The following is a 21,770-nucleotide window of genomic DNA, read 5'->3' as shown; positions in this document are numbered from 1 at the left end:
GCGCATGCCGGCGCATCAGTCGCCTGCCACGCGATCCTTGTCGTGCAGATGTTCCAGGATCGCCGCCACCCGGTCCCCGAGATACTTGTTCGCCGAGATCTCCAGCGATCGCATCATCTCGGTCTCCAGCGCCACCAGCGCCAGCGGGCGAATGCGCCAGAGCACATCGACGATGCGCGGCACTTCCGATGGCGGCGGCAGTTGCCCTTCCCCGAACTTGTCGAGTTCGCGCACCACCATGCCGACAATGCGGTCCGACACGGCCTGGAAGTGACCCCGGGCGTGGTCGATGATGTCCAGCACGTCTTCGAGCGGAAAGCCGGCGCGGGCCATCTCCGCACCGGCCGCCAGCGCGCGCGGGCTGCGGGCCAGGTAGCCGATCCCGTCGGGCTCCAGCAATCCCAGCGAAATGGCCTTGGCCAGCGCCGGGCGCGAGATCGCGCGGCCGAACAGACGGGCCAGCGCCAGATACGAATAGTGACGCGGCGCCTCGCTGTTCCATGGACTGCTGATGGCCGTTTCCAGGCCCAGGATCGAGCGCAGGTCGTGGCCTTCGACGATGGCCTTGAGCAGCTCCATGATGTTGGCCAGCGTGTAGCCGCGTGCCAGCAGATGATGGATCAGCCGCAGCCGGCCGAGGTGGGTCTGGGTGTAGATGCCCACCCGGCCGCGGCGCTCGGGCGGGTCGATCAGACCTCGGTCCTGGTACGAACGGACGTTGCGCACCGTGGTGCCGGCCGCGCGTGCCAGTTCGTCGATCGTGTATTCGGGAAAGGCGGCGCGGTCCGATGGCGTCGCATCGGACGGGCCGGCAGCGGAGGAGGATGGGCTGGCGCCGCGTTTGGGTGGAGGCATGGCGAAAATTCTAACCGAGCGGGCGGCGGCATTGCCGGGGCGCATCGTGGCAGCGACGTTACAATGCGCCCACAACATACCCGGTCCCCATGCATATCCGTTGGCTCGAAGATTTCGTCTGTCTGGCCCAGGCTGGCAGCCTTGCGCGGGCTGCGGAGCTGCGCAACGTCACGCCGCCGGCGTTCGGGCGCCGCATGCAGGCGCTGGAAGTGTGGGCCGGCGCGCCGCTGATCGACCGCAGCGTGTTCCCGGTGCGGCTCACGCACGAGGGGCGGCAGTTCCTTGAGGCCGCCCAGTCCGCGCTGCGCACCCTCGACGACACGCGCGTGGCGCTGCGTGCCGCGCACCGGGCCGATGCCAGCACCATCACCATCGCCACGGGCAAGACGCTGGCGCGGTCGATGGTGCCCGCATGGCTGGCGTGCCTGCGCGACGCATTGCGCGATGATCCAGTCGGCGCGGGCTTCCGCACCCGGCTATCCACCCACGCCACGCACGACGCGCTGGAAATGTTCACCGAAGGCGACGCCGACTTCCTGCTCTGCTACAGCCCCCACGACCTGCCGATCATGCTCGACGACGCGCGCTACCGCTTCCACGCCGTGGGTGTGGAGCGGCTGGTCTGCGTGTCGGCCGCCACGGCGCGCGGCGGGCCCGCGTTCCGGCTGCAGAAGCCCAGGGCCGGAGCGCGGCCGATGCCGGTGCCGATGATTGCCTACGCGGAGACGCTGACCATGGGCCGCATGGTCAATCAGGAGATCGCACGCCGCAAGCTGGCAAGCTGGCTCGACGTGATCGCCGTGAGCGACTTCGCGGAGTCGGTTCACGAGATGGTGCGCCAGCGGATGGGCCTGGCGTGGCTGCCCGCGCGGCTGATTGCGGATGACCTGCATGCCGGCCGACTGGTGCGGGCCGACCTGCACGGCGGCGACAGCGCCGACCTGGCGCTGGACATCCGCCTGTACCGGCCGCGCGCGGCGATGCGTCCGCTGGCCGAAGCGTTCTGGCGAGCCGCCTCGAAGTAGTGCGTGTGCGCCGGCGCGCACCATTTTCGACCTTGCCGAAATGGCAATCCGGATTGCCAAAGCCGCATGCCGCAGCAGTGCGCGCTCTCTACCATCGCCGGAAAACATTCATAGACCACAGACCTGCCGGAGAAATCATGAACCCGATGCTGCGCGCGCTTGCCGCCGTTTCCCTTGCCAGTAGTGCCCTCGTCCCGGCCAGCGCGCTGGCGGCCGGTGGCTATCCGACCAAGCCGATCACGCTGGTGGTGGGCTACACCGCCGGCGGCAGCGTCGACCTGGTGGCGCGTACCGTCGCGCCCGAACTGGGCAAGCGCCTGGGCCAGAGCGTGGTGATCGAGAACCTGGGTGGCGCCGGCGGCACCATCGGGGCGCAGAAGGTGGTCAAGGCCGAGGCCGACGGCTACACGCTGCTGATGGGTTCGGGCAGCGAAGTGTCGATTGCCCGCCTGACCAATCCGGCGGTGCGCTACGACGGCGAAAAAGACCTGGCGCCGATCACCTTCGTCGGTACCCAGCCGATGGTGCTAGTCGGCAAGCTGCAGCTGCCGGCCAAGGACGCCAATGAACTGATCGCGCTGGCCAAGGCCAAGCCGGGCACGCTGTCGTACGCGTCGTCGGGCGTAGGCACGCCGCTGAACCTGGCCGGCGAACTGATCAAGCAGCAGGGCAAGGTCAACATCACCCACGTGCCGTACAAGGGTGCCTCGGCCATGGCCACCGACCTGCTCGGCGGCCAGATCGACCTGGCGGTGATGGTGCTGTCGTCGGCGCTGCCCCACATCCAGGCCGGCCGTGTGCGGGCCTATGGCGTGACCGAGTCGAAGCGCGCCAGCGTGGCCCCCAACGTGCCGGCCCTGGCAGAGACCCCGGCCCTCAAGGGCGTGGACATGGGAGTATGGTTTGGATTGATGGCGACTAGTGCCACGCCTAAGCCTGTTATCGATCGGTTGAATAGTGAAATGCAGGCCGTGCTGGCTCTCCCGGACGTACGGAAGAAGCTGGCCGAGGCGGGCGTGGAAGTGCAACCGGCCAATCCGTCCCAGTTCGGCAGCTTCGTGAAACGCGAGACGGCCAAGTACAAGGCGATCGTGCAGGCCGCCGACATCCGTGAATAAGCAACAAGAATAATTTGCAGATTTAAAATTCCGTAGTAATAGATACGAAAAATAGTGCTGCCCCGCGGGGCAGCCAAGGAAGTCCAGATGACACAGAGTGCCCCCTCCTTCGACGCCTATCCGGTCGAAGTGGAGTTTCCCGATATCCGCCCCTACGCCCAGGGCAACACGGGCATCGCCTACGTGCATACGTTCGACAGCGGCCTGCCGGGGCCGCATGTGATGATCAATGCACTGACGCACGGCAACGAGGTATGCGGCGCGATTACCGTGGCCGGCCTGCTCGACCACGGCCTGCGTCCCCGGCGCGGCCGGTTGACGCTGGCCTTTGCCAATGTCGATGCGTATGCCACGTTCGACGCGGCCCGGCCCGACGCCTCCCGGTTTGTCGATCAGGATTTCAACCGCGTGTGGACGGCCGCCGTGCTGGACGACCTGTCGCGCGATTCGTCCGAACTGCGCCGGGCGCGCGCCATGCGTCCGGTCATCGACACGGTGGACCTGCTGCTCGACCTGCATTCGATGCACGAGAAAAGTCGCCCGCTGATCGTATCGGGCCCGCTGGACAAGGGCATCGCGCTGTCGCGTGCCGTGGGCGCGCCGGCCGACATCATCGTCGATGAGGGTCACCCCGAAGGCCGCCGCATGCGCGACTACGCCGATTTTGGCGATGCCGCCAGCCCGCGCAACGCGTTGCTGATCGAATGCGGCCAGCACTGGGAGACCGCTGCCGTGGATGTGGCGCGAGACAGCACCGCGCGCTTCCTGCTCAATGCCGGCATCATCGACGAAGCCGACCTGCCGGCCGGCTGGCTGCGGCCGCTGCCCGCCACGCAGCGCGTGGTTCGCGTGACCGAGCCCGTGGTGGCCAGCAGCATGGACTTCCGTTTTGCGGGCCCCTACACGGGACTCGAAACCTTTGCTGATGCCGGAACCGTGATCGGCTGGCGCGATGGTGAGCCGGTAACCACGCCGTACGCGAACTGCGTGCTGGTCATGCCGTCGCTGCGCCAGTTGCGTCCCGGTGTGACGGTGGTACGCCTGGGGCAGCTTGAACGCTGAGCCACGGCGCGCGACTGGAAAACCAGGCCCACGATAAAACACTGAAACGGGTTGCACAGGGGTAATTCAGCGGTACGCATCGGCAAGCGGCCCCCGCAAGAGGCCGCGCCCGGTGCCCGTTTTTCCTGTCATGCCGTGATATGTCGGCACACAGCTAGATTAAGCATTTCTTTAATTCAAGGGTGTTGTCTCGTCATCCGATAACTGCGATGTGACGATCTGCCGTCAGAGCAGACGTTGCCCGTGCGTCACAACGGCGCATGGCGTTATTCACGGAGCGCCCCTTGTCTTCTACCTCATCCCTTACCCTGCCCCGGCAGGCTGCGGCGGGTCGCGTGCGCGCGGTTGCCGGCAGCTGGGGCATCGGCACGCGCCTTGCGCTGGTTGTGCTGGCTGTTCAGATCATTGCCTTCTGCGCGTTCTCGCTGGCGCTGTCGCTCAGCAGCATGAACCAGCTCGAATCGCAGGCCCGCGACGCCATCAGCGCCGAAAGCCAGACCCTGCGCGAACTGGTGGCCCAGCTCGATGACACCATGCTGCAGGAGGCCGACCGCTTCCTGCTGAACTTCGCGTCGGTGCTGCCCGGCCCTTACGCGGTGGATCCGTCCCAGACCATCGAAGTGTCCGGCAAGGCGACGCCGGCCTTTCGTAGCGGCGACCTGCTGCTGAACAACAGCTTCGAGGTGCCGGATCGCTTTTTCGCCAATACCGGCGGCGTCGTGGCCACCGTGTTCGCCCGCACTGGCGACGACTACATTCGCGTGACCACGTCGCTCAAGAAGCAGGACGGACAGCGCGCGGTGGGTACGCTGCTGGACCGCACGAGCCCGGCCTATGCCGCGGTGGCGTCGGGCAAGTCGTACCGATCGCTGGCCTGGCTGTTCGGCAAGCCCTATATGAGCAAGTACGAGCCCGTGCGCGACGCCGGCGGCAAGATCGTGGGCGCGCTGTACGTGGGCGTGAATGTCGAGGCCGAACTGGCCGCGCTGAAGAACCGCATCCGCCGCAAGACAATCGGCGCCGACGGCCAGTTCATCGTCATCGATGCCAAGGCCGGCGCCGACCAGGGCAAGATCATGGTGGACCGCTCGGGCTCCGAAGGCACGGTGCAGATCGATGCGAAGGACGCCGATGGCAAGCCATGGATTCGGGACATGATTGCCGCCAGGGACGGTGCCGTGGTCGGTACGGTAGCCATCGGCAACAGCGCGCCGACTGAACGGCTGACCGCCTTCGTGACCTACCCCGAGTGGCAATGGCTGATCGCGGGCACGGTGCCGATGGCCTCGCTGCGCGATGAACTCGTGGCCAGCCGCAACCGCTTCCTGGCCTTTGGCCTGCTGGTGGCGCTGGTCGTGTCGGCTGCGTTCTGGTGGCTGCTGCGCCGGATGGTGAGCCAGCCGCTGGCCGAGGCCGCCGACGCGGCCGGCCGCCTGGCGTCGGGTGACCTGACCACGCGCCTGGATACGCGCCGCAACGACGAGATCGGCCAGCTGATGCGCGCCATCGATGGCGTGGGCCAGGGCCTGACCGGCATCGTCGACAAGGTGCGCGGCAGCATTGGCGCCATCGCCGGCAGCACCAGCCAGATTGCCAGCGGCAATGCCGACCTGTCCGCGCGGACGGCGTCGCAGGCCGGCAGCCTGGAGCGCACGGTGGCCAGCATCGAACAGCTGTCCGCCACGGTGAAGCAGAACGCCGACAATGCGCACGACGCCAACGCGGCCGTGGCCAGCGCCGCCGATGCGGCACGCGCGGGCGGCAGCACGGTGGGCCGCGTGGTGGGCACCATGGCCGACATTCATCGCAATGCGCAGCAGGTGGTGGACATCATCGGCATGATCGACGGCATCGCGTTCCAGACCAACATCCTGGCGCTCAACGCCGCCGTGGAAGCCGCGCGTGCGGGCGAGCACGGGCGCGGTTTTGCCGTGGTGGCCGGCGAGGTGCGCAGCCTGGCGCAGCGCAGCGCCAGTGCGGCGGGCGAGATCAAGCAGCTGATCGAACGGACCGTGGCGGACCTGAAGAGCGGTAACGAAGCCGTGCAGCAGGCCGGAACGGCCATCGACGACGTGGTGCGCCGCGTGGAAGGCATTGCGGCGCTGATGGGCGATATCAGCGTGGCATCGCGCGAGCAGTCTCAGGGGCTGGCCCAGGTCAGCGGTGCCGTGGCCGAGATGGACGGGGTCACGCAGCAGAACGCTGCCCTGGTGGAAGAAGCGGCCGCCGCGGCCGAAAGCCTGCATCACCAGGCGCAGGAACTGCGCCAGGCGGTGGAGGTATTCCGGCTGGCCTGACCAGCCGGACGGCCCGTGGCGTCAGGCCGCGGGCGCTGCCGCAGGTGCCGGAGCGGGCGACGCCTGTGCCGGCGCCGGCTGGGGCTTCAGGCCCGGGAACAGCCGGTCGACCAGTTCCTCGATCTTGGCGTCGGGCTGGATCAGGTGGCTCAGGTTGATGCCGCCCGCGCTGCGGTTGGCATTGAAGACGGCCTTGCCCACGCGCTCGCCGTTGCGGAACACGGTGATGTCGGCCGATACCAGGAACGGCGTGATGTAGGTCTGGCGCTGGGCCGTGTAGACGGCCGTCATGGGGCACGACGCCACCGACGAATACGGCGGCAGCATCTTCACCTCGAAGTTGCGCGCCCGCAGCGAGTTGGCAAAATCTTCCACATACGCGTTGCCATTGACCTGGTGCGTGATCACGCAGAACAGCGCGCCATCGGCGCCTACTACGCGATTGCCGTCCACGCGAAACTGCGCCGGGCCGCCATAGGCACCGTTCTGGTAGCCGGCGATCGGGTCGACCTGGTCTGCGCGGTCGACCGGCGTCACGCTCTGGTAGGTGGAACAGCCCGTGGCCAGCAGGGCCAGCGTGGCGGCTATCGTTGCTCTCTTCATCTTGGATCCTGGATGCGCGTCGGCGAGGGTGCCGGCCGTCCGGATCCGCTTCGGATTTCGAGCGAGGCGGTTCAGGGACGCATTGCCGGCAGCATGCCTGCGTAATGTAGGCGTGCCGGCGTGCCGTCAATGCGGGGAACAGCGGGCGACAGATGCCGCAAATCGAAAACGTGGCCTTTGAGGCACGTTCGCGGCGCCGTCAGCCCGGTTGCGGAGGCGCCGGGCCGTTGCGTCAGTTCGCGCCGCCCCGGAGCAGACACTCGGACAGCAGCGGGGTGCCGCCTTCGCCCTGGCCCGCACCGGTGCATTCGACGGCCACCTTCTGGCCGCGCCGGACCATCGTGGCACGGGCTTCGACTTCGCAGGCGCGGGTGCCGGGGCCGCAGATCTGCTGGCGCAGCAGCGCCGCGCGGACCACCTGGCCGGGGTTGTCGGTACGGATTTCCAGCACCAGGTTGTCGCCGTCGCGGCGCACGCCACTGGCTACGCCTTCGACGATGAAATAGCGGCCGCGATAGCGGTCGTCCGCCGCGGCGGCGTCGCTGCGATAGTCGTCGGCCAGGCCATCGGCCTGATACTGGGGCAGCAGATCGGCGGGGCGGTTGGGATCGATGCTGATCGGGTCGAGCGTGCCGTTGCGCGGAATGCCGCGCGGCACGCTGGCGGGCTCGTCGGGAGCGGAAACGGAGGCAAGCGGCGCGGTGTCGTGCTTCTCATTGCCAACGAACCACAGCAGGAAAAGGACGACGACAGCAACAACGGCGATCAGGGTTTGTCTGGTGCGGCTCAACATCGGGGGGGCTTCTGGGGGCTTCAGGGGCTTCTGGGGCTTCAGGGACTTCGGGCGGTAATGCGGGACGGCGAAGTCCGCCAGTGTAGCGCGCCGGCGCCGCATCAGCCTTCCGGCAGCAGCCGGGCCCGGGTGGCGGCGAGAATCTCGTTGGACAGCGGCGTGCCCTGCGTGGCCCGCGACAGGATCAACGCGCCGGCCAGCGTGGCCATCTGTGCCAGCGCCGCGCTGCGGCGCGCACCGGCATCGGTATCGGGCTGCACTTCGGCGAGGATGTCGACGAGTGCCTCCAGCCCTTCATGGAAGGCGGCGCGTACCGGCTTGTCGTCGGGCTCGCGCGCCACGTCGTTCGCCAGCGCCGCCACCGGGCACCCGGTGCCCGCGTTGTTGCGGTTGCGCGTGGAAAGGTAGGCATCGATCAGCGACGACAGCGCCGTGGCGTGGTCCGGCGCTTCGTTGACGCGCTTGCGCCAGCGCGCCTCGGATTCCTCGAACGCCCGGGCGCAGGCGATGGCCGCGAGCGCATCCTTCGATTCGAAATGGCCGTAGAAGCCACCATGCGTAAGCCCGGCGGCACCCATCAGGTCTGCCACGCTGATGCCGTGGAAGCCCTGTTCGCGAAACAGCCGCGACGACACCTGCTCAATAATGGCGCGGTTCTTCTCCGCTTCCGCTTTCGATACGCGGGGCATGATCAACTCCAGATGACAATGGGGCCGATGGTCCGCCACATCGCCATGCAAGTCAACGCGACGGGATGGAGGCTTCGTTCACGCGCGATGCCATCGACGCATCACACGATGGTCGGGCCCGCGCTGCCCAGCGCGGCCAGGTACTGCGCGGGGGTGTACGGCGTGGGCTGGCCCTGCCGGGCCAAAAAGAAATGCCGCAGGATCTCGCCCTGCTGCTCCAGCTTGTACTGTCCGAGCGCCTTGCCCGATTCCAGCCGGTACCGGTACTGGTTGAAGCCGCAGAAGTGCCGCACCTGCTCCAGCGCGCCGCGCACCAGCACGTTGACGCCCCGCTGGTGCTGCCATACGTGCGCCATCTCGTGGATGAACAGCCCCTGCATCGCCAGGCCCGCCGCACTGAAGTCGGTCAGCCCGCGGAGCCTGCGGCCCAGGTAGATGTGACCATTGGGCGTGATGATGTAGTTCGCACCCTGCCAGAAGACAAAGTCGCGATGATGAACGCGGACAGCAGCGTAGTCGATGGCATCGCCGAAGACAGCGCGGGCGATGGATTGTTCGCCGGGGGTGAGGGGGCGGCCTGTACTCGCCGCCGAAGGCGGGCCCGCGCTCACTTCCCGATACAAAACCGCGTAAAGATCGTCCCCAGCAGATCGTCGCTGGTGAACTCGCCGGTGATGCTGTTCAGGTGGTCCTGCGCGAGCCGGAGTTCTTCGGCGAAGAGGTCCAGCGCCTGGGCGTTTTGCTCGGCGCGTTCGACGGCGCAGTCCAGGTGCGACTGCGCGTTACGCAGCGCGGTGAGGTGGCGTTCGCGGGCCAGGAAGGTGCCTTCGTTGCCCGATTGCCAGCCGATCAGGCGCAGCAGTTCGCGGCGCATCAGGTCGATGCCGGCGCCGGTGCGCGCCGAGATCCAGATCTCGGTGGGATTCGGGCCGTTGGCGGCTACCACGTGCGGGCGGTTGCCGCCGAAGCCCATCTCGCCGGCCGACGGCGCCACGTCGATCTTGTTGACCACGCGCACGATCGGCGATCCCGGCGGCAACTGCCCGCTCAGGCGGTCGTCGATGTGATCGTCGATTTCCGAAATGCCGTGTTCGAGGTAGTCGGCCGCGTCCACCAGGTGCAGGACGATGTCGGCGCGCCGGATCGCGTCCCACGTGCGTTCGATGCCGATGCGTTCCACCTCGTCGGCGGCATCGTCGCGCAGGCCGGCGGTGTCGATGATATGCAGCGGGATGCCGTCGATCTGGATGGTTTCGCGCACGCGGTCGCGCGTGGTGCCGGCGATCGGCGTGACGATGGCCAGTTCCGCGCCCGCCAGCGCATTGAGCAGCGACGACTTGCCGACGTTCGGCTGGCCGGCCAGCACTACCGACAGCCCTTCACGCAGCAGCGACCCCTGCCGCGCCTGCTTGAGCACGCCAGCGAGGCTCTCGCGAATCCGCTTGAGCTGGCCGCGCGCATCGGACGCTTCCAGGAAGTCGATTTCTTCCTCGGGGAAGTCGAGCGTGGCTTCCACCAGCATGCGAAGGTGGATGACCTGCTCGACCAGCGCGTGGATGGCCCGCGAGAACTCGCCCTCCATCGAGCGCGCTGCCGATCGGGCGGCGGCCTCGGTGCTGGCTTCGATCAGGTCGGCCACGGCTTCGGCCTGCGCCAGGTCGAGCTTGTCGTTCAGGAACGCGCGGCGCGTGAATTCGCCGGGTTCGGCCACCCGCAGTCCGATGTCCTTGCCGGCTTCCAGGCAGCGCGCCAGCAGCATCTGCATCACCACGGGGCCGCCATGGCCCTGCAGTTCGAGCACTTCCTCGCCGGTGTAGGAATTGGGTGCCGGAAAGTACAGCGCCAGGCCGTGGTCGATGACCTTGCCGTGGCCGTCCAGGAACGGCAGATAGGTGGCATGGCGCGGCTGCAGCGCGCGGCCGCAGACGGCGCGCATGACGCTGCCGACATCGGGGCCGGATACGCGCACGACGCCGATGCCGCCCCGGCCCGGTGCGGTGGCGATGGCGACGATGGGAAGCTGGTTTGCGGTCATGCGCGGTATTGTCGCAGATCGCCCCGCCAGCCGGATGGGCCGCGGCTCATGTCGGCGAGTCGGGCGGCGGTTCGACGGACAGGCACTCGCACAGTAGCCGGCGGGCGACGGCACCGTCGATCACGGCGCCAAGTTCCGACTGCCGCGCTACCAGCTTCTTGCGCAGGCGTTTGCGATAGCGGCCGGGCAAGACTTCCGACAGTGCCTCGATCGCGTAACGCAACCGCTTGTTGCCGATGCGGAGCTTGTGGACGTGTTCGGTCTTCCCGTCCCGGGCGATGCGGGCCCGCTCGCGAACCTTGTCGCGCGCCTTGCGGATCCGTCTGGGTGCGAAATTCTCGAGCCGGCCCTTGGCGTCCTGTTCCGAGAGATCCAGCAGGTCGCGTTTCAACGTCGGGAGCGGGGATTGCCGGTAACGTGACAGTCTTGTCATCATCTCGGCGTGGGCAAGCGTACGCCTGGCCTGCGCGGTTTCGATCAGTGCCACCAGTACGGCGTCGTCGGGCTGCTTCACCAGCGCCGGGGCCAGGGTGTCGGCGATGAAGACGTCCCAGTCGCGCACGTCGCCGGCGGCGTCTGCGACATCGTGCAGGGCCTGCTTCCAGCGGGCCTTTACCTGGCCCGGCAGCACGGGCCCGAATGCCCATGCCACGGCACGAAGATGGCGAACGGCGACGCGCAGCTGGTGGACATCCTCGACCTCGTCGCGATGCTGCAGTGCGTCCAGGCGATCGTGAACGGCCTTCAGGCCCGATTCGCCCAAGGCAACGAAGGCGGCGGCGGGACGCATTTTCCGGTGCAGCACAGGCTGACGGCTCATTGCGATGTCTCTGAAGTGGAAAGAGAGTTACTGCGCAACGTCCGTCTAGTGTAGGCGATGGCGCACGCCGCCGCCGTCCGCTGCCGTCTGATTCCTAACGCGTCGCCACGATGAACACGCGGGGGAACGGCAGCAGCACGGTGCCCTCGGGCATCGCGGGAAACACCTTGGCCAGCGCGGCTTCATACTGTTTCAGATATTCGGCGCGCTCGGCCTCGTCCAGCGGCGCCAGGAAGGGCCGCAGGCCGCTGCCCTTGAACCATTCGACGACCGCGGCCGCGCCGCCCGTGAGCGGATGCTGGTAGATCGTTCGCCAGATGTCCACACGCGAGCAGTGCGGCTTCAGCAGTTCGTAATACCAGCGTTCCGAGGCCAGTGCGGTGCGGGCATCGGCGGCCGCAGCCAGCTTGGGCGCCCACGGGCCGCTCAGCGCCGTCTCGCGCATCAGCAGGTGCGGCGGCTCGTTGAGGTTGTCCGGCATCTGCACGGCCAGGCTGCCGCCCGGCGCAAGCTTGCCCACCAGCGACGGAAACAGCGAGGCGTGATCGGGCACCCACTGGAACACCGCATTGGCCAGGATCACGTCCCAGGGCCCGCCATCGGCCCATTGCGTGACGTCGGCGATGTCGAAGTGCAGGTTCGGCAGCCGCTTGCGTGCGGCGGCGATCATGTCGGCGTCGCTGTCCAGGCCGATGACCTCGGCGCCGCCGTAGCGGGCCGCCAGGACCTCGGTGGAGTTGCCGGGCCCGCAGCCGATGTCGACCACGCGCGTGGCATTGGCGGTGGGGATGGCCCCGACAAGATCCCGCACCGGGCGGGTCCGTTCATCCTCGAATTGCACGTACTGGCTGGCCGACCACGTCATGGCGTATCCCCTCTTTCCTGTTGATGGGCTTCTAGTCTTATATAAGACATAAGACTAGAAGCATACGCCGAAAAAGAAAAACCCGGCTGGCAGCCGGGTTTTCGTGGGTCGGGTCGGAAACCGGGGATCAGCTCTTGGCCACCGCCGCGGTCTTGCCCTTGCCGAGCATGCGGTTGATCTGCCACTGCTGGGCGATCGACAGGATGTTGTTCACGACCCAGTACAGCACCAGGCCGGCCGGGAAGAAGAAGAACATGAACGAGAACACCAGCGGCATGATCATCATGACCTTGGCCTGGACGGGGTCCGGCGGCGTCGGGTTCAGCTTGGTCTGCACGAACATCGAGACGGCCATCACGATCGGCAGGATGTAGAACGGGTCCGGCACCGACAGGTCATGGATCCAGCCCAGCCACGGCGCACCGCGCATTTCCACCGACGACAGCAGCACCCAGTACAGCGCGATGAACACCGGGATCTGGATCACGATGGGCAGGCAGCCGCCGAGCGGATTGACCTTCTCGGTGCGGTACAGCGCCATCATTTCCTGGTTCATCTTCTGCGGATCGCCCTTGTAGCGTTCGCGGATGGCCGTCATGCGCGGCTGCAGGTCCTTCATCTTGCCCATCGACTTGTAGCTGGCAGCCGACAGCGGGAAGAACACCAGCTTGATCAGCACGGTCAGCGCGATGATCGACCAGCCCCAGTTGTTCAGGAAGCCGTGCAGCTTTTCCAGCAGCCAGAACAGCGGCTTGGCCAGGATGGTCAGCCAGCCGTAGTCCTTCACCAGTTCCAGGCCCGGCGTGATCTGCTCGAGCATGCGCTCTTCCTGCGGGCCGGCGAACAGGCGGGCATCGGTGCTCACCGTGGCGCCCGGGGCCAGCTGGCCCAGCGGCTGCTGGACACCCACGCGGTACAGGTTCGGGTCGATCTGCTCGGCGTAGAAGCTGTGCTGCTTGCCGTTCTGCGGAATCCAGGCCGAAGCGAAGTAGTGCTGCACCATCGCCACCCAGCCGTTGTCGGTGGCGGCCGGCACGGAGGCCTTGCCCTTGGCGATGTCGTCGAACGTGATCTTGTGATACTTGTCGGCGTTCGTGTAGATGGCCGGACCCGTGAACGTGCTGTAGAACTGCGACTGCTCCACCTTGGTGCCGTCGCGTGCCAGTTCCAGGTACAGCGTCGGCGAAACCTGCGCGGTGCCGGTGTTCGTCACGTCGAAGCGGGCGTCGACCACATAGCTGCCCTTGCGGAACGTGTAGGTCTTCACGAACTTCACGCCGTTCTTTTCGGCGGTCAGCACAACGTCGAGCTTGTCCTGGCCCGGTGCCAGCGAACGGGCGCCCGGGGCGGCCGTAAACACCGTGGTGTGATTCGGCAGGTCACCGCCAATCAGGCCCGAACGAGCAAGATAGGTGCGTTGTGCATCACGTTCGAACAGGACAACGGGCTTGCCGTCCTTCTCGTGCTCGTTGAGCAGTTCCAGGCGCGACAGGATGCCGCCTGCGGTGTCGATCTCGGCACGCACTTCGTCGGTGGTGACGATGACCTTCTCGCCCGTGGGCTGGGCAGCCGCCTGCGGCGCGCCCGGCACGGCGCCCGGGGCCGACGCGCTGGCGGCGTTGGCCTTGGGCACGTCACCCTGCGCCGTGGCGCCGCTCGCGCCACCGGCCGGGGCGGCCTGCTGTTGCGTGTTGGCGCTCGGGAAGAACATCGACGCGTGGCCGTTGGCGCGCTGCCAGTTGTCGTAGAGCAGCACGAGGGACATCGAGAAGATGACCCACAGGATGGTGCGTTTGATATCCATGTCTCGCTATGGTCTGGGGGAATCAGGGTCTGGGAAGCCGGACCGTGATGGACGGGCGGGCGGATGCGGTGGCTGCGGGAGGCACCGCGGAGGCCTTTCCGTGTACTACAGGCTCGGGCACGGGATCATACCCGCCCTTTGCGAAAGGATGGCAACGGCAGAGTCTGCACGCGGTCATCCACGTGCCACGCGCGGGGCCATGGCTGATGATGGCGTCGCGGGCATAGTCGGAACACGTTGGCAGGAAGCGGCACTGCGAGCCCAGGTAAGGACTCAGGGCGATCTTGTAGATGCGCAGCAGGGCAAGCAGGATTCGCTTCATGGTGATGATCAGGCTGGCGCGGGTGGCGCTGCAGGTGCGGCCGACGCAGGCGGCTCGCCGGATGCCGGGACAGTCGGCGCAACTGGCAGTGGCCTGGCGGCCACGTCCAGCAAGCTGCCGAGTTCGGCCTGGCAGGCTCGCCGTATGGCCGACCGGCTGGCAAAGTCCGCACGCGGAAACTTTGCCTGCAACCGCAACAGGATATCGCGGCCCGCGAATTGGTCCTGCCGGCTGCGAAACAGTTCCCGCACCATGCGCTTCACCAGGTTGCGCTCCGCGGCACGCGGCGCGAACTTCTTGCCCACGACGATGCCCAGCCTGGCCTGCGGCTGGCCATTGGCCCGCACGTACAGCACGAAATGCGTGCTGCGACGCCGGGGCCGCAAAGCAAAAACGGATGAAAATTCATCCGTCTTTGTCAGCCTCGCGGCTTTGGGAAAGGCATGGGTCGACACGCTGGTCAAAGCTAGCGGAAAAGCCGGGCTTCGGCGGCGGCGGTCCTGGCCATCCTGAGTGCGAGGCGCTGGACCGGACGACGGATGCAGCGCGGACGACGAACCGTCACGCTGACTGCCGTCCGGGCCGGTCGCCCGGCCCTCAGATTGCCAGGCGCTTGCGGCCCTTGGCGCGGCGGGCGTTGATCACGGCACGGCCGCCGCGGGTCTTCATGCGCACGCGGAAACCATGGGTACGCTTGCGGCGGGTAACGGAAGGTTGGTAGGTACGTTTCATGTTGCACTCTCTGGTTGATCCGGGCTTTCCGGGCGTCGGCCGTTGCCGGGACGCCTTGGCCGCCGCGTATGGTTCGCATGGGGCTGCCGCAATGCAGACGCTCGGTATCCGTTGAGGTTGCTGCGGCGATGCCGACGATTCTGGTTCTGTCTTGCTGCCGGCCGCCGCTGGCCCTTGGCCGAATGGACCGAAGGCGCTGGCGGGGATCAGGCCGCTTGCCTGATGCCGCACATGTTTACATGTAGCGGTTCGGGCCAGACCCGGCGATGCGCATACGTGATCCCCTGCCGCATCGCAGAACCCGCCATTTAACCGATTTTCGACGCGAGTGTCAAGGCGCCGGATGGCCACTTCCGGCCTCCGCACAACGTGTGCGGTACAAGCCCTGCAAATTGCAGTGCCCCATTGTCCACAACGGTCGGTGGGTAACTCTGTGGGTATTCCCGGTCACCTATCGGCAGTAGCAAAGCGGATCAAGTCCTTGTTTCCGATGGATTATCGGGTGCAGCAGGCCGTTGCCTGGCGCGGCTTCCGCGTCGGTTGTGCACACAAATCCACTGAATTTTCACAACTTGTCCACAGGGTTATCCTTTGTGGATAACTTGGGGCGGGGGGTACAATCCGGGTCCAAACACTACACGGGCCGCGTGGCGCACGCACAACCCGGGACTTCCTGCCGCGGTATACCGCCATGTATACCCGTTTGAACTGCCGTTGCGATGCATTGCATTCGTGGACGGTCTATTGCCTTTCGCGTCTGAAAAATGACGCGCAAGGCATGTGCAGGGGCCCGGAACGCAAGCACCGCGTCCACCCGTGACGTGTCATCGGCGCGATGGCACGGTCACTCAGAAGAACACATGCAAGATTTCTGGCAGGCAGCAGCCGCGCAACTCGAGCGCGAACTGACGCCCCAACAATTCAAAACCTGGATCAAGCCGTTGGCGCCTGTCGCCTTCGACGAGGAAGCGCATGCGCTGCGGATTGCCGCGCCCAACCGCTTCAAGCTCGACTGGGTCAAGAGCCAGTTTTCGGGGCGGATCACCGCGCTTGCGTGCGAATACTGGGAAACGCAGGTCAGCGTTCACTTCGTTCTGGACCCCGCGGCCTCGGGCCGTGCGGCCACCTATACGCAACAAGCCATGCAGCAGGGCGGCCACGATGGCATGACGCCCGCTGCAATGGGTACGGGCGGCGGGGCCTATCCCGGCGCATCGGCCGGCATGGCGGGCCAGGCATATGGCCACGCCCCGGCGCCGCATCCGCAATCGCTCCAGGCGGGCGGCTATCACGAGCACGCCGGCCAGCCGAACGGCGGCCAGCCCGGCTATGGCGCGCCGGCCAGCCAGGTGCCCTACCCGGCCGGCCCTGGCGGCATGCCGCATCGCGGCGCGGCGCCGACCGGGCATCCGCTGCAGGCGGCCTCCCATGTGCCGATGCAGGACATGGGCGACATCGACGTGGCGCAGATGGATGCGTCCGAAGCCAGCGCGCGCTCCTACCGCGTGCCGGCCCAGCAGCCGGCCGTGGCCGGCGCGCAGCCGACCGACACGGTGCACGAGCGGTCGCGTCTGAATCCGATCCTGACGTTCGACAACTTCGTGACCGGCAAGGCCAACCAGCTGGCCCGCGCCGCGGCCATCCAGGTGGCCAACAACCCGGGCAAGTCGTACAACCCGCTCTACCTGTACGGCGGCGTCGGCCTGGGCAAGACCCACCTGATTCATGCCATCGGCAATTTCATGCTGATGGAGAACCCGCGCGCGCGCATTCGCTATATCCATGCCGAGCAGTATGTGTCGGACGTGGTGAAGGCCTATCAGCGGAAGGCATTCGACGAGTTCAAGCGGTATTACCACTCGCTCGACCTGCTGCTGATCGACGATATTCAGTTCTTCTCGGGCAAGAACCGCACGCAGGAAGAGTTCTTCTACGCGTTCGAGGCGCTGATCGCCAACCGCGCGCAGGTCATTATCACCAGCGATACGTATCCGAAGGAAATCACCGGCATCGATGACCGGCTGATCTCGCGCTTCGACTCCGGCCTGACGGTGGCGATCGAGCCGCCCGAGCTGGAAATGCGCGTGGCCATCCTGATGAAGAAGGCCGCCGCCGAGAACGTAAGCGTGCCGGAAGAAGTGGCGTTCTTCGTCGCCAAGCACCTGCGCTCCAACGTGCGCGAGCTGGAAGGCGCGCTGCGCAAGATCCTGGCGTTCTCGAACTTCCACGGCAAGGACATCACGATCGAGGTTACGCGCGAGGCGCTCAAGGACCTGCTGACCGTGCAGAACCGCCAGATCTCGGTGGAGAACATCCAGAAGACCTGCGCCGACTTCTACAACATCAAGGTCGCGGACATGTACTCGAAGAAGCGGCCGGCCAACATTGCGCGGCCGCGCCAGATCGCGATGTACCTGGCCAAGGAACTGACGCAGAAGAGCCTGCCGGAAATCGGCGAGCTGTTCGGCGGACGCGACCACACCACGGTGCTGCATGCCGTGCGCAAGATCGCCGACGAGCGTGGCAAGGACGCGCAGCTGAACCACGAGCTGCACGTGCTGGAACAGACGCTCAAGGGCTGATTCGCGGGAATTGCAGGGCGGCCTTGCCGGGCTGGCATACTACTGGGTGCGCGTCCGGCGGCAAGCGGGCGCCAGAGCAACTGTTGCATCGCGGGAAACCGGCCTCAGATAAGGCTTTGCGGTGAGTCGGGACGAATTGGCGGACGTAGGCGCCCGGAGCGTGGCATTTTGTGCACAGCCCGACGCCCTGCCGGATTCGCCCCGCTTCACCGCAGCGGCTTATCCTTGGTACAATCCGGCATTAACTCTTTGATTCCAAAGTGGAAATTGGATATCTGAGTTTCACCTGATTCCGCGGTCGCCGACGACAAACGACGAAGGATAAATTCAATGCAATTGGTCAAAACCTCGCGAGACAACCTGCTGCGTCCGCTGCAAATCGTGAGCGGCATCGTGGAGCGCCGCCACACCCTCCCGATCCTGGCCAACCTGCTGATTCGCAAGTCCGGCTCGAACGTGTCCTTCCTCTCGACCGACATCGAGATCCAGATCACCACGCACGCCGAATGCGGCGTGGGCAGCGACGACGTGGCCACCACGGTGGCCGCGCGCAAGCTGCTGGACATCCTGCGCGCGATGCCTGACGGCGACGTGGCGCTGTCGCTGAACGACAAGCGCATGACCGTGCAATCGGGCAAGAGCCGCTTTGCGCTGCAGACGCTGGCCGCGGAAGAGTTCCCGACCGTTGCCGAGGCCGCCGAGTTCAACGCGAGCGTCAGCCTGCCGCAGAAGACGTTCAAGCATCTGCTGGCGATGGTGCACTTCGCGATGGCCCAGCAGGACATCCGCTACTATCTGAACGGCATGCTGCTGGTGGTGGACGGAAAGAAGGTCATGGCCGTGGCCACGGACGGCCACCGCCTGGCGTACTGCGGCGTGGAACTGGAAAACGAGGCGACCGGCGTGGGCTCGCGCCAGGAAGTCATCATCCCGCGCAAGACCATCCTGGAACTGCAGCGCCTGCTGGAAGACAACGACGATCCTGTCCAGGTGCAGCTGGCCGCCAACCAGGTCAAGTTCTCGTTTGCCAACGTGGAACTGATCAGCAAGCTGGTGGAAGGCAAGTTCCCGGACTTCCAGCGCGTGATCCCGAAGGGCTACAAGAACGCATTCGCGATCGACCGCGTGCAACTGCAGCAGGCGCTGCAGCGTACTGCGATCCTGACGACCGACAAGTTCAAGGGCGTGCGCTGCATTCTGGACACGCACGTGCTGAAGATCAGCTCGACCAACGCCGACCAGGAAGAGGCGCAGGAAGAGCTGGAACTCGATTATTCGGGCGACGCGCTCGACATCGGCTTTAACGTGACCTACCTGCTCGACGTGCTCGGCAATCTCAAGAGCGAGCAGGTGCAGGTCAGCCTCGGCGACTCCAATTCGAGTGCGCTGATTACCGTGCCGGAAGACGACAACTTCAAGTACGTCGTGATGCCGATGCGCATTTGATGGCCAGCACCGAGTCGCCATCCATACACAATCGGGCACACACCGCAGCAGGGGCCGGGTCCACGGGATCCGCCCCTTTTGCCGTTTTTAAGTAACCCGCGAATGCGGTTGGTCCGCACCCATCGCCGTCCGGCGCAGGTACGGATTTCTCCGCATTTGCCGTGAGTATCGTGAGTAGGAAAACATGACCGATCAGCAGAAACCGCAGCAGGAAAACACTTACGGCGCCTCTTCGATCCAGATCCTGGAAGGCCTGGAAGCGGTGCGCAAGCGTCCCGGCATGTATATCGGCGATACGTCGGACGGCACCGGCCTGCACCACCTGGTGTTCGAGGTGCTCGACAACTCGATCGACGAGGCCCTGGCCGGCTACTGTACCGAGATCCAGGTCACGATCCATAGCGACAACTCGATCTCGATCGTCGACAACGGCCGCGGCATCCCGCCCGCCGTCAAGTTCGACGACAAGCACGAGCCGAAGCGCAGCGCCGCCGAAATCGCCATGACCGAGCTGCACGCCGGCGGCAAGTTCAACCAGAACAGCTACAAGGTGTCCGGCGGCCTGCACGGCGTGGGCGTGTCGTGCGTGAACGCGCTGTCGAAGTGGCTGCGCCTGACGGTGCGCCGCGATGGCCAGGTCAACCTGATCGAATTCGCCAAGGGCGAGGTGCAGAACCGCATCGTCGAGACCGTGGCCGGCCCGGATGGCCACCCCGTGGAAGTCTCGCCGATGAAGATTGTGGGCGCCACCGACAAGCGCGGCACCGAAGTGCACTTCCTGGCCGACGAGGAAATCTTCACGAACGTGGAGTTCCACTACGAAGTGCTTTCCAAGCGCATCCGCGAACTCTCGTTCCTGAACAACGGCGTGCATATCAAGCTGCTGGACCAGCGCACGGGCAAGGAAGAGGATTTTGCATTCTCGGGTGGCGTGAAGGGCTTCGTGGAGTACATCAACCGCGCCAAGACCACGCTGCATCCGAATATCTTCTACGCGAACGCCGAGAAGGATGGCATCGCCGTGGAAGTGGCCATGCAGTGGAACGATGGCTACAACGAGCAGGTGCTCTGCTTCACGAACAACATTCCGCAGCGCGACGGCGGTACTCACCTGACCGGCCTGCGCGCGGCGATGACGCGCGTCATCAACAAGTACATCGAAGAAAACGAGATCGCCAAGAAGGCCAAGATCGAAACCAGCGGCGACGACATGCGCGAAGGCCTGGCCTGCGTGCTGTCGGTGAAGGTGCCGGAGCCGAAGTTCAGCTCGCAGACCAAGGACAAGCTCGTCTCGTCCGAGGTGCGCCTGCCGGTGGAAGATCTGGTCGGAAAGGCGCTGACGGACTTCCTGCTGGAAACCCCGAACGACGCCAAGATCATCTGCGGCAAGATCGTGGATGCCGCCCGCGCGCGCGAAGCCGCCCGCAAGGCCCGCGAAATGACGCGCCGCAAGGGGGTGATGGACGGCATGGGCCTGCCGGGGAAGCTGGCCGACTGCCAGGAAAAGGATCCGGCCCAGTCCGAGCTGTTCCTGGTGGAGGGTGATTCCGCAGGCGGCTCGGCGAAGCAGGGCCGCGACCGCAAGTTCCAGGCGATCCTGCCGCTCAAGGGCAAGATCCTGAACGTGGAGCGTGCCCGCTTCGACAAGATGCTGTCGAGCCAGGAAGTGCTGACGCTGATCACCGCGCTGGGCACCGGCATCGGCAAGGACGACTACAACCTCGAAAAGCTGCGCTACCACCGCATCATCATCATGACCGATGCGGACGTGGACGGCTCGCACATCCGCACGCTGCTGCTGACGTTCTTCTATCGCCAGATGCCGGACATCATCGAGCGTGGCTACGTCTATATCGCGCAGCCGCCGCTGTACAAGATCAAGCACGGCAAGGAAGAACGCTACATCAAGGACGACACCGAGCTGAACGCGTACATGCTGAAGCTTGCGATGGAAAAGGCGGGCCTGGTGCGTCCCGACGGCAGCGAGATCAATGGCGATGCGCTGATCGAACTGGCCCGCCAGTACCAGCTGGCCGAAGGCGTGATCGGCCGCCTGTCGCGCATCGTCGATGTCGAGGCACTGCGCGCGATCGCCGATGGCGTGTCGCTGGACCTCGACAGCGCCGCAGCGGCCGAGGCGTCGGCCGTGGCGCTGAAGGCCAAGCTTGCCGAGATGCATGCCAAGACGCTGATCGGTGCCGCCGTGAACGATGACGGCACGGCCGATGTCTACGCGCAATTCGACGAGAAGACCGACAAGCATCGCCTGATGATCGCCCGCCGCCACCATGGCAATGTGCGCCTGTCGCACCTGGATGCGGACTTCGTGCATGGCGCCGACTACGCCGCCCTGTCGCGCGCGGCCACCACGTTCCAGGGCCTGATCCCGGACGGCACCAAGGTCAAGCGCGGCGAAGGCGAAAAGCAGCGCGAGCAGACCGTGGCGGATTTCCACCAGGCCATGCAGTGGCTGCTGAGCGAAGCCGAGCGCGGTGTTTCGCGTCAACGCTACAAGGGTCTGGGTGAAATGAACCCCGAGCAGCTGTTCGAAACCACGCTCGACGTGACGCAACGCCGCCTGCTGAAGGTACAGATCGAAGACGCCATCGCGGCAGACCAGATCTTTACGACGCTGATGGGCGACGAAGTGGAACCGCGCCGCAACTTCATCGAGAGCAACGCGCTGGTGGCGCGGAATATCGACGTTTGATGGGTTGCAATA

Annotated in this window: 18 protein-coding genes and 1 pseudogene; 7 read left to right on the top strand and 12 right to left on the bottom strand. The window is 65.9% G+C overall.

The window, feature by feature from the left end; genetic code table 11:
• Positions 1–15 precede the first annotated feature (15 nt).
• Positions 16–855, bottom strand: coding sequence for a MerR family transcriptional regulator (locus BLQ58_RS17260; protein ID WP_092600510.1), 840 nt, complete (start codon positions 853–855; stop codon positions 16–18).
• Positions 856–944: 89 nt separating this feature from the next.
• Between BLQ58_RS17260 and BLQ58_RS17255 the strand changes: the two genes are divergently transcribed.
• From BLQ58_RS17255 to BLQ58_RS17240, 4 genes are all read left to right on the top strand, one after another.
• On the top strand, positions 945–1,880 hold the full coding sequence (locus BLQ58_RS17255; protein ID WP_092600508.1) for a LysR substrate-binding domain-containing protein: 936 nt from the start codon (positions 945–947) through the stop codon (positions 1,878–1,880).
• Between the two features lie 137 nt (positions 1,881–2,017).
• Positions 2,018–2,998: a Bug family tripartite tricarboxylate transporter substrate binding protein gene (locus BLQ58_RS17250; RefSeq protein WP_092600506.1), complete on the top strand. Its 981-nt coding sequence runs from the start codon at positions 2,018–2,020 to the stop codon at positions 2,996–2,998.
• An 87-nt stretch (positions 2,999–3,085) separates the two neighbouring features.
• The gene (locus BLQ58_RS17245) at positions 3,086–4,060 is read left to right on the top strand and encodes a M14 family metallopeptidase (RefSeq protein WP_092600504.1); all 975 of its coding nucleotides are present in this window, start codon (positions 3,086–3,088) and stop codon (positions 4,058–4,060) included.
• A 284-nt stretch (positions 4,061–4,344) separates the two neighbouring features.
• Positions 4,345–6,357 carry a methyl-accepting chemotaxis protein gene (locus BLQ58_RS17240; protein ID WP_254775993.1) on the top strand — a complete coding sequence of 671 codons (2,013 nt, stop codon included), beginning with the start codon at positions 4,345–4,347 and terminating at the stop codon, positions 6,355–6,357.
• Positions 6,358–6,378: 21 nt separating this feature from the next.
• Here the strand turns inward: BLQ58_RS17240 and BLQ58_RS17235 are convergent, their stop codons facing one another.
• The 11 genes and pseudogenes from BLQ58_RS17235 to rpmH form a co-directional block, all read right to left on the bottom strand.
• Positions 6,379–6,960, bottom strand: coding sequence for an Sbal_3080 family lipoprotein (locus BLQ58_RS17235; protein WP_092600499.1), 582 nt, complete (start codon positions 6,958–6,960; stop codon positions 6,379–6,381).
• Between the two features lie 232 nt (positions 6,961–7,192).
• Positions 7,193–7,753, bottom strand: a complete 561-nt coding sequence (locus BLQ58_RS17230; protein WP_092600497.1) for an OB-fold protein — start codon at positions 7,751–7,753, stop codon at positions 7,193–7,195.
• A gap of 101 nt (positions 7,754–7,854) precedes the next feature.
• Positions 7,855–8,442 carry a TetR/AcrR family transcriptional regulator gene (locus BLQ58_RS17225; protein WP_092600495.1) on the bottom strand — a complete coding sequence of 196 codons (588 nt, stop codon included), beginning with the start codon at positions 8,440–8,442 and terminating at the stop codon, positions 7,855–7,857.
• 101 nt (positions 8,443–8,543) lie between these two features.
• Positions 8,544–9,053, bottom strand: coding sequence for a hypothetical protein (locus BLQ58_RS17220; protein ID WP_092600493.1), 510 nt, complete (start codon positions 9,051–9,053; stop codon positions 8,544–8,546).
• Positions 9,050–10,477 carry a tRNA uridine-5-carboxymethylaminomethyl(34) synthesis GTPase MnmE gene (mnmE, locus tag BLQ58_RS17215; protein ID WP_092600491.1) on the bottom strand — a complete coding sequence of 476 codons (1,428 nt, stop codon included), beginning with the start codon at positions 10,475–10,477 and terminating at the stop codon, positions 9,050–9,052. Before mnmE ends, BLQ58_RS17220 begins: the two co-directional genes overlap by 4 nt.
• A 46-nt stretch (positions 10,478–10,523) precedes the next feature.
• Positions 10,524–11,297: a CHAD domain-containing protein gene (locus BLQ58_RS17210; protein ID WP_092600489.1), complete on the bottom strand. Its 774-nt coding sequence runs from the start codon at positions 11,295–11,297 to the stop codon at positions 10,524–10,526.
• A gap of 94 nt (positions 11,298–11,391) precedes the next feature.
• Positions 11,392–12,162, bottom strand: coding sequence for a trans-aconitate 2-methyltransferase (gene tam / locus BLQ58_RS17205; RefSeq protein WP_092600488.1), 771 nt, complete (start codon positions 12,160–12,162; stop codon positions 11,392–11,394).
• Between the two features lie 127 nt (positions 12,163–12,289).
• Positions 12,290–13,966 carry a membrane protein insertase YidC gene (yidC, locus tag BLQ58_RS17200; protein WP_092600486.1) on the bottom strand — a complete coding sequence of 559 codons (1,677 nt, stop codon included), beginning with the start codon at positions 13,964–13,966 and terminating at the stop codon, positions 12,290–12,292.
• Between the two features lie 115 nt (positions 13,967–14,081).
• A pseudogene (yidD, locus tag BLQ58_RS17195) lies at positions 14,082–14,288 on the bottom strand (membrane protein insertion efficiency factor YidD); the annotation flags it as partial.
• Between the two features lie 8 nt (positions 14,289–14,296).
• A complete protein-coding gene (rnpA, locus tag BLQ58_RS17190) occupies positions 14,297–14,743 on the bottom strand; it encodes a ribonuclease P protein component (RefSeq protein WP_092600742.1) in 447 nt (148 codons plus the stop codon).
• Between the two features lie 142 nt (positions 14,744–14,885).
• Positions 14,886–15,020 (bottom strand): 50S ribosomal protein L34, encoded by a 135-nt coding sequence (gene rpmH / locus BLQ58_RS17185; RefSeq protein WP_008650850.1) that lies wholly within the window; start codon positions 15,018–15,020, stop codon positions 14,886–14,888.
• Positions 15,021–15,880: 860 nt separating this feature from the next.
• Between rpmH and dnaA the strand changes: the two genes are divergently transcribed.
• The 3 genes from dnaA to gyrB all read left to right on the top strand — a co-directional run bounded on the left by dnaA (position 15,881) and on the right by gyrB (position 21,758).
• The gene (gene dnaA, locus BLQ58_RS17180; protein ID WP_092600482.1) at positions 15,881–17,602 is read left to right on the top strand and encodes a chromosomal replication initiator protein DnaA; all 1,722 of its coding nucleotides are present in this window, start codon (positions 15,881–15,883) and stop codon (positions 17,600–17,602) included.
• A 330-nt stretch (positions 17,603–17,932) separates the two neighbouring features.
• Entirely contained in the window at positions 17,933–19,048 is a 1,116-nt protein-coding gene (gene dnaN / locus BLQ58_RS17175) for a DNA polymerase III subunit beta (RefSeq protein WP_092600480.1), read from the top strand.
• A 184-nt stretch (positions 19,049–19,232) separates the two neighbouring features.
• Positions 19,233–21,758, top strand: coding sequence for a DNA topoisomerase (ATP-hydrolyzing) subunit B (gene gyrB, locus BLQ58_RS17170; RefSeq protein WP_092600478.1), 2,526 nt, complete (start codon positions 19,233–19,235; stop codon positions 21,756–21,758).
• Positions 21,759–21,770: the final 12 nt, after the last annotated feature.

The organism is Ralstonia sp. 25mfcol4.1 (assembly GCF_900104095.1).
GTDB lineage: Bacteria > Pseudomonadota > Gammaproteobacteria > Burkholderiales > Burkholderiaceae > Cupriavidus.
This window is presented reverse-complemented; position numbering and strand designations above follow the sequence as displayed.

Bases quoted from the DNA above. Each gene is read 5' to 3' on its own strand.
- BLQ58_RS17260 (WP_092600510.1), bottom strand. From the start codon at position 855: ATGCCTCCACCCAAACGCGGCGCCAGCCCATCCTCCTCCGCTGCCGGC.
- BLQ58_RS17255 (WP_092600508.1), top strand. From the start codon at position 945: ATGCATATCCGTTGGCTCGAAGATTTCGTCTGTCTGGCCCAGGCTGGC.
- BLQ58_RS17250 (WP_092600506.1), top strand. From the start codon at position 2,018: ATGAACCCGATGCTGCGCGCGCTTGCCGCCGTTTCCCTTGCCAGTAGT.
- BLQ58_RS17245 (WP_092600504.1), top strand. From the start codon at position 3,086: ATGACACAGAGTGCCCCCTCCTTCGACGCCTATCCGGTCGAAGTGGAG.
- BLQ58_RS17235 (WP_092600499.1), bottom strand. From the start codon at position 6,960: ATGAAGAGAGCAACGATAGCCGCCACGCTGGCCCTGCTGGCCACGGGC.
- BLQ58_RS17230 (WP_092600497.1), bottom strand. From the start codon at position 7,753: ATGTTGAGCCGCACCAGACAAACCCTGATCGCCGTTGTTGCTGTCGTC.
- BLQ58_RS17225 (WP_092600495.1), bottom strand. From the start codon at position 8,442: ATGCCCCGCGTATCGAAAGCGGAAGCGGAGAAGAACCGCGCCATTATT.
- mnmE (WP_092600491.1), bottom strand. From the start codon at position 10,477: ATGACCGCAAACCAGCTTCCCATCGTCGCCATCGCCACCGCACCGGGC.
- BLQ58_RS17210 (WP_092600489.1), bottom strand. From the start codon at position 11,297: ATGAGCCGTCAGCCTGTGCTGCACCGGAAAATGCGTCCCGCCGCCGCC.
- tam (WP_092600488.1), bottom strand. From the start codon at position 12,162: ATGACGTGGTCGGCCAGCCAGTACGTGCAATTCGAGGATGAACGGACC.
- yidC (WP_092600486.1), bottom strand. From the start codon at position 13,966: ATGGATATCAAACGCACCATCCTGTGGGTCATCTTCTCGATGTCCCTC.
- rpmH (WP_008650850.1), bottom strand. From the start codon at position 15,020: ATGAAACGTACCTACCAACCTTCCGTTACCCGCCGCAAGCGTACCCAT.
- dnaA (WP_092600482.1), top strand. From the start codon at position 15,881: ATGCAAGATTTCTGGCAGGCAGCAGCCGCGCAACTCGAGCGCGAACTG.
- dnaN (WP_092600480.1), top strand. From the start codon at position 17,933: ATGCAATTGGTCAAAACCTCGCGAGACAACCTGCTGCGTCCGCTGCAA.
- gyrB (WP_092600478.1), top strand. From the start codon at position 19,233: ATGACCGATCAGCAGAAACCGCAGCAGGAAAACACTTACGGCGCCTCT.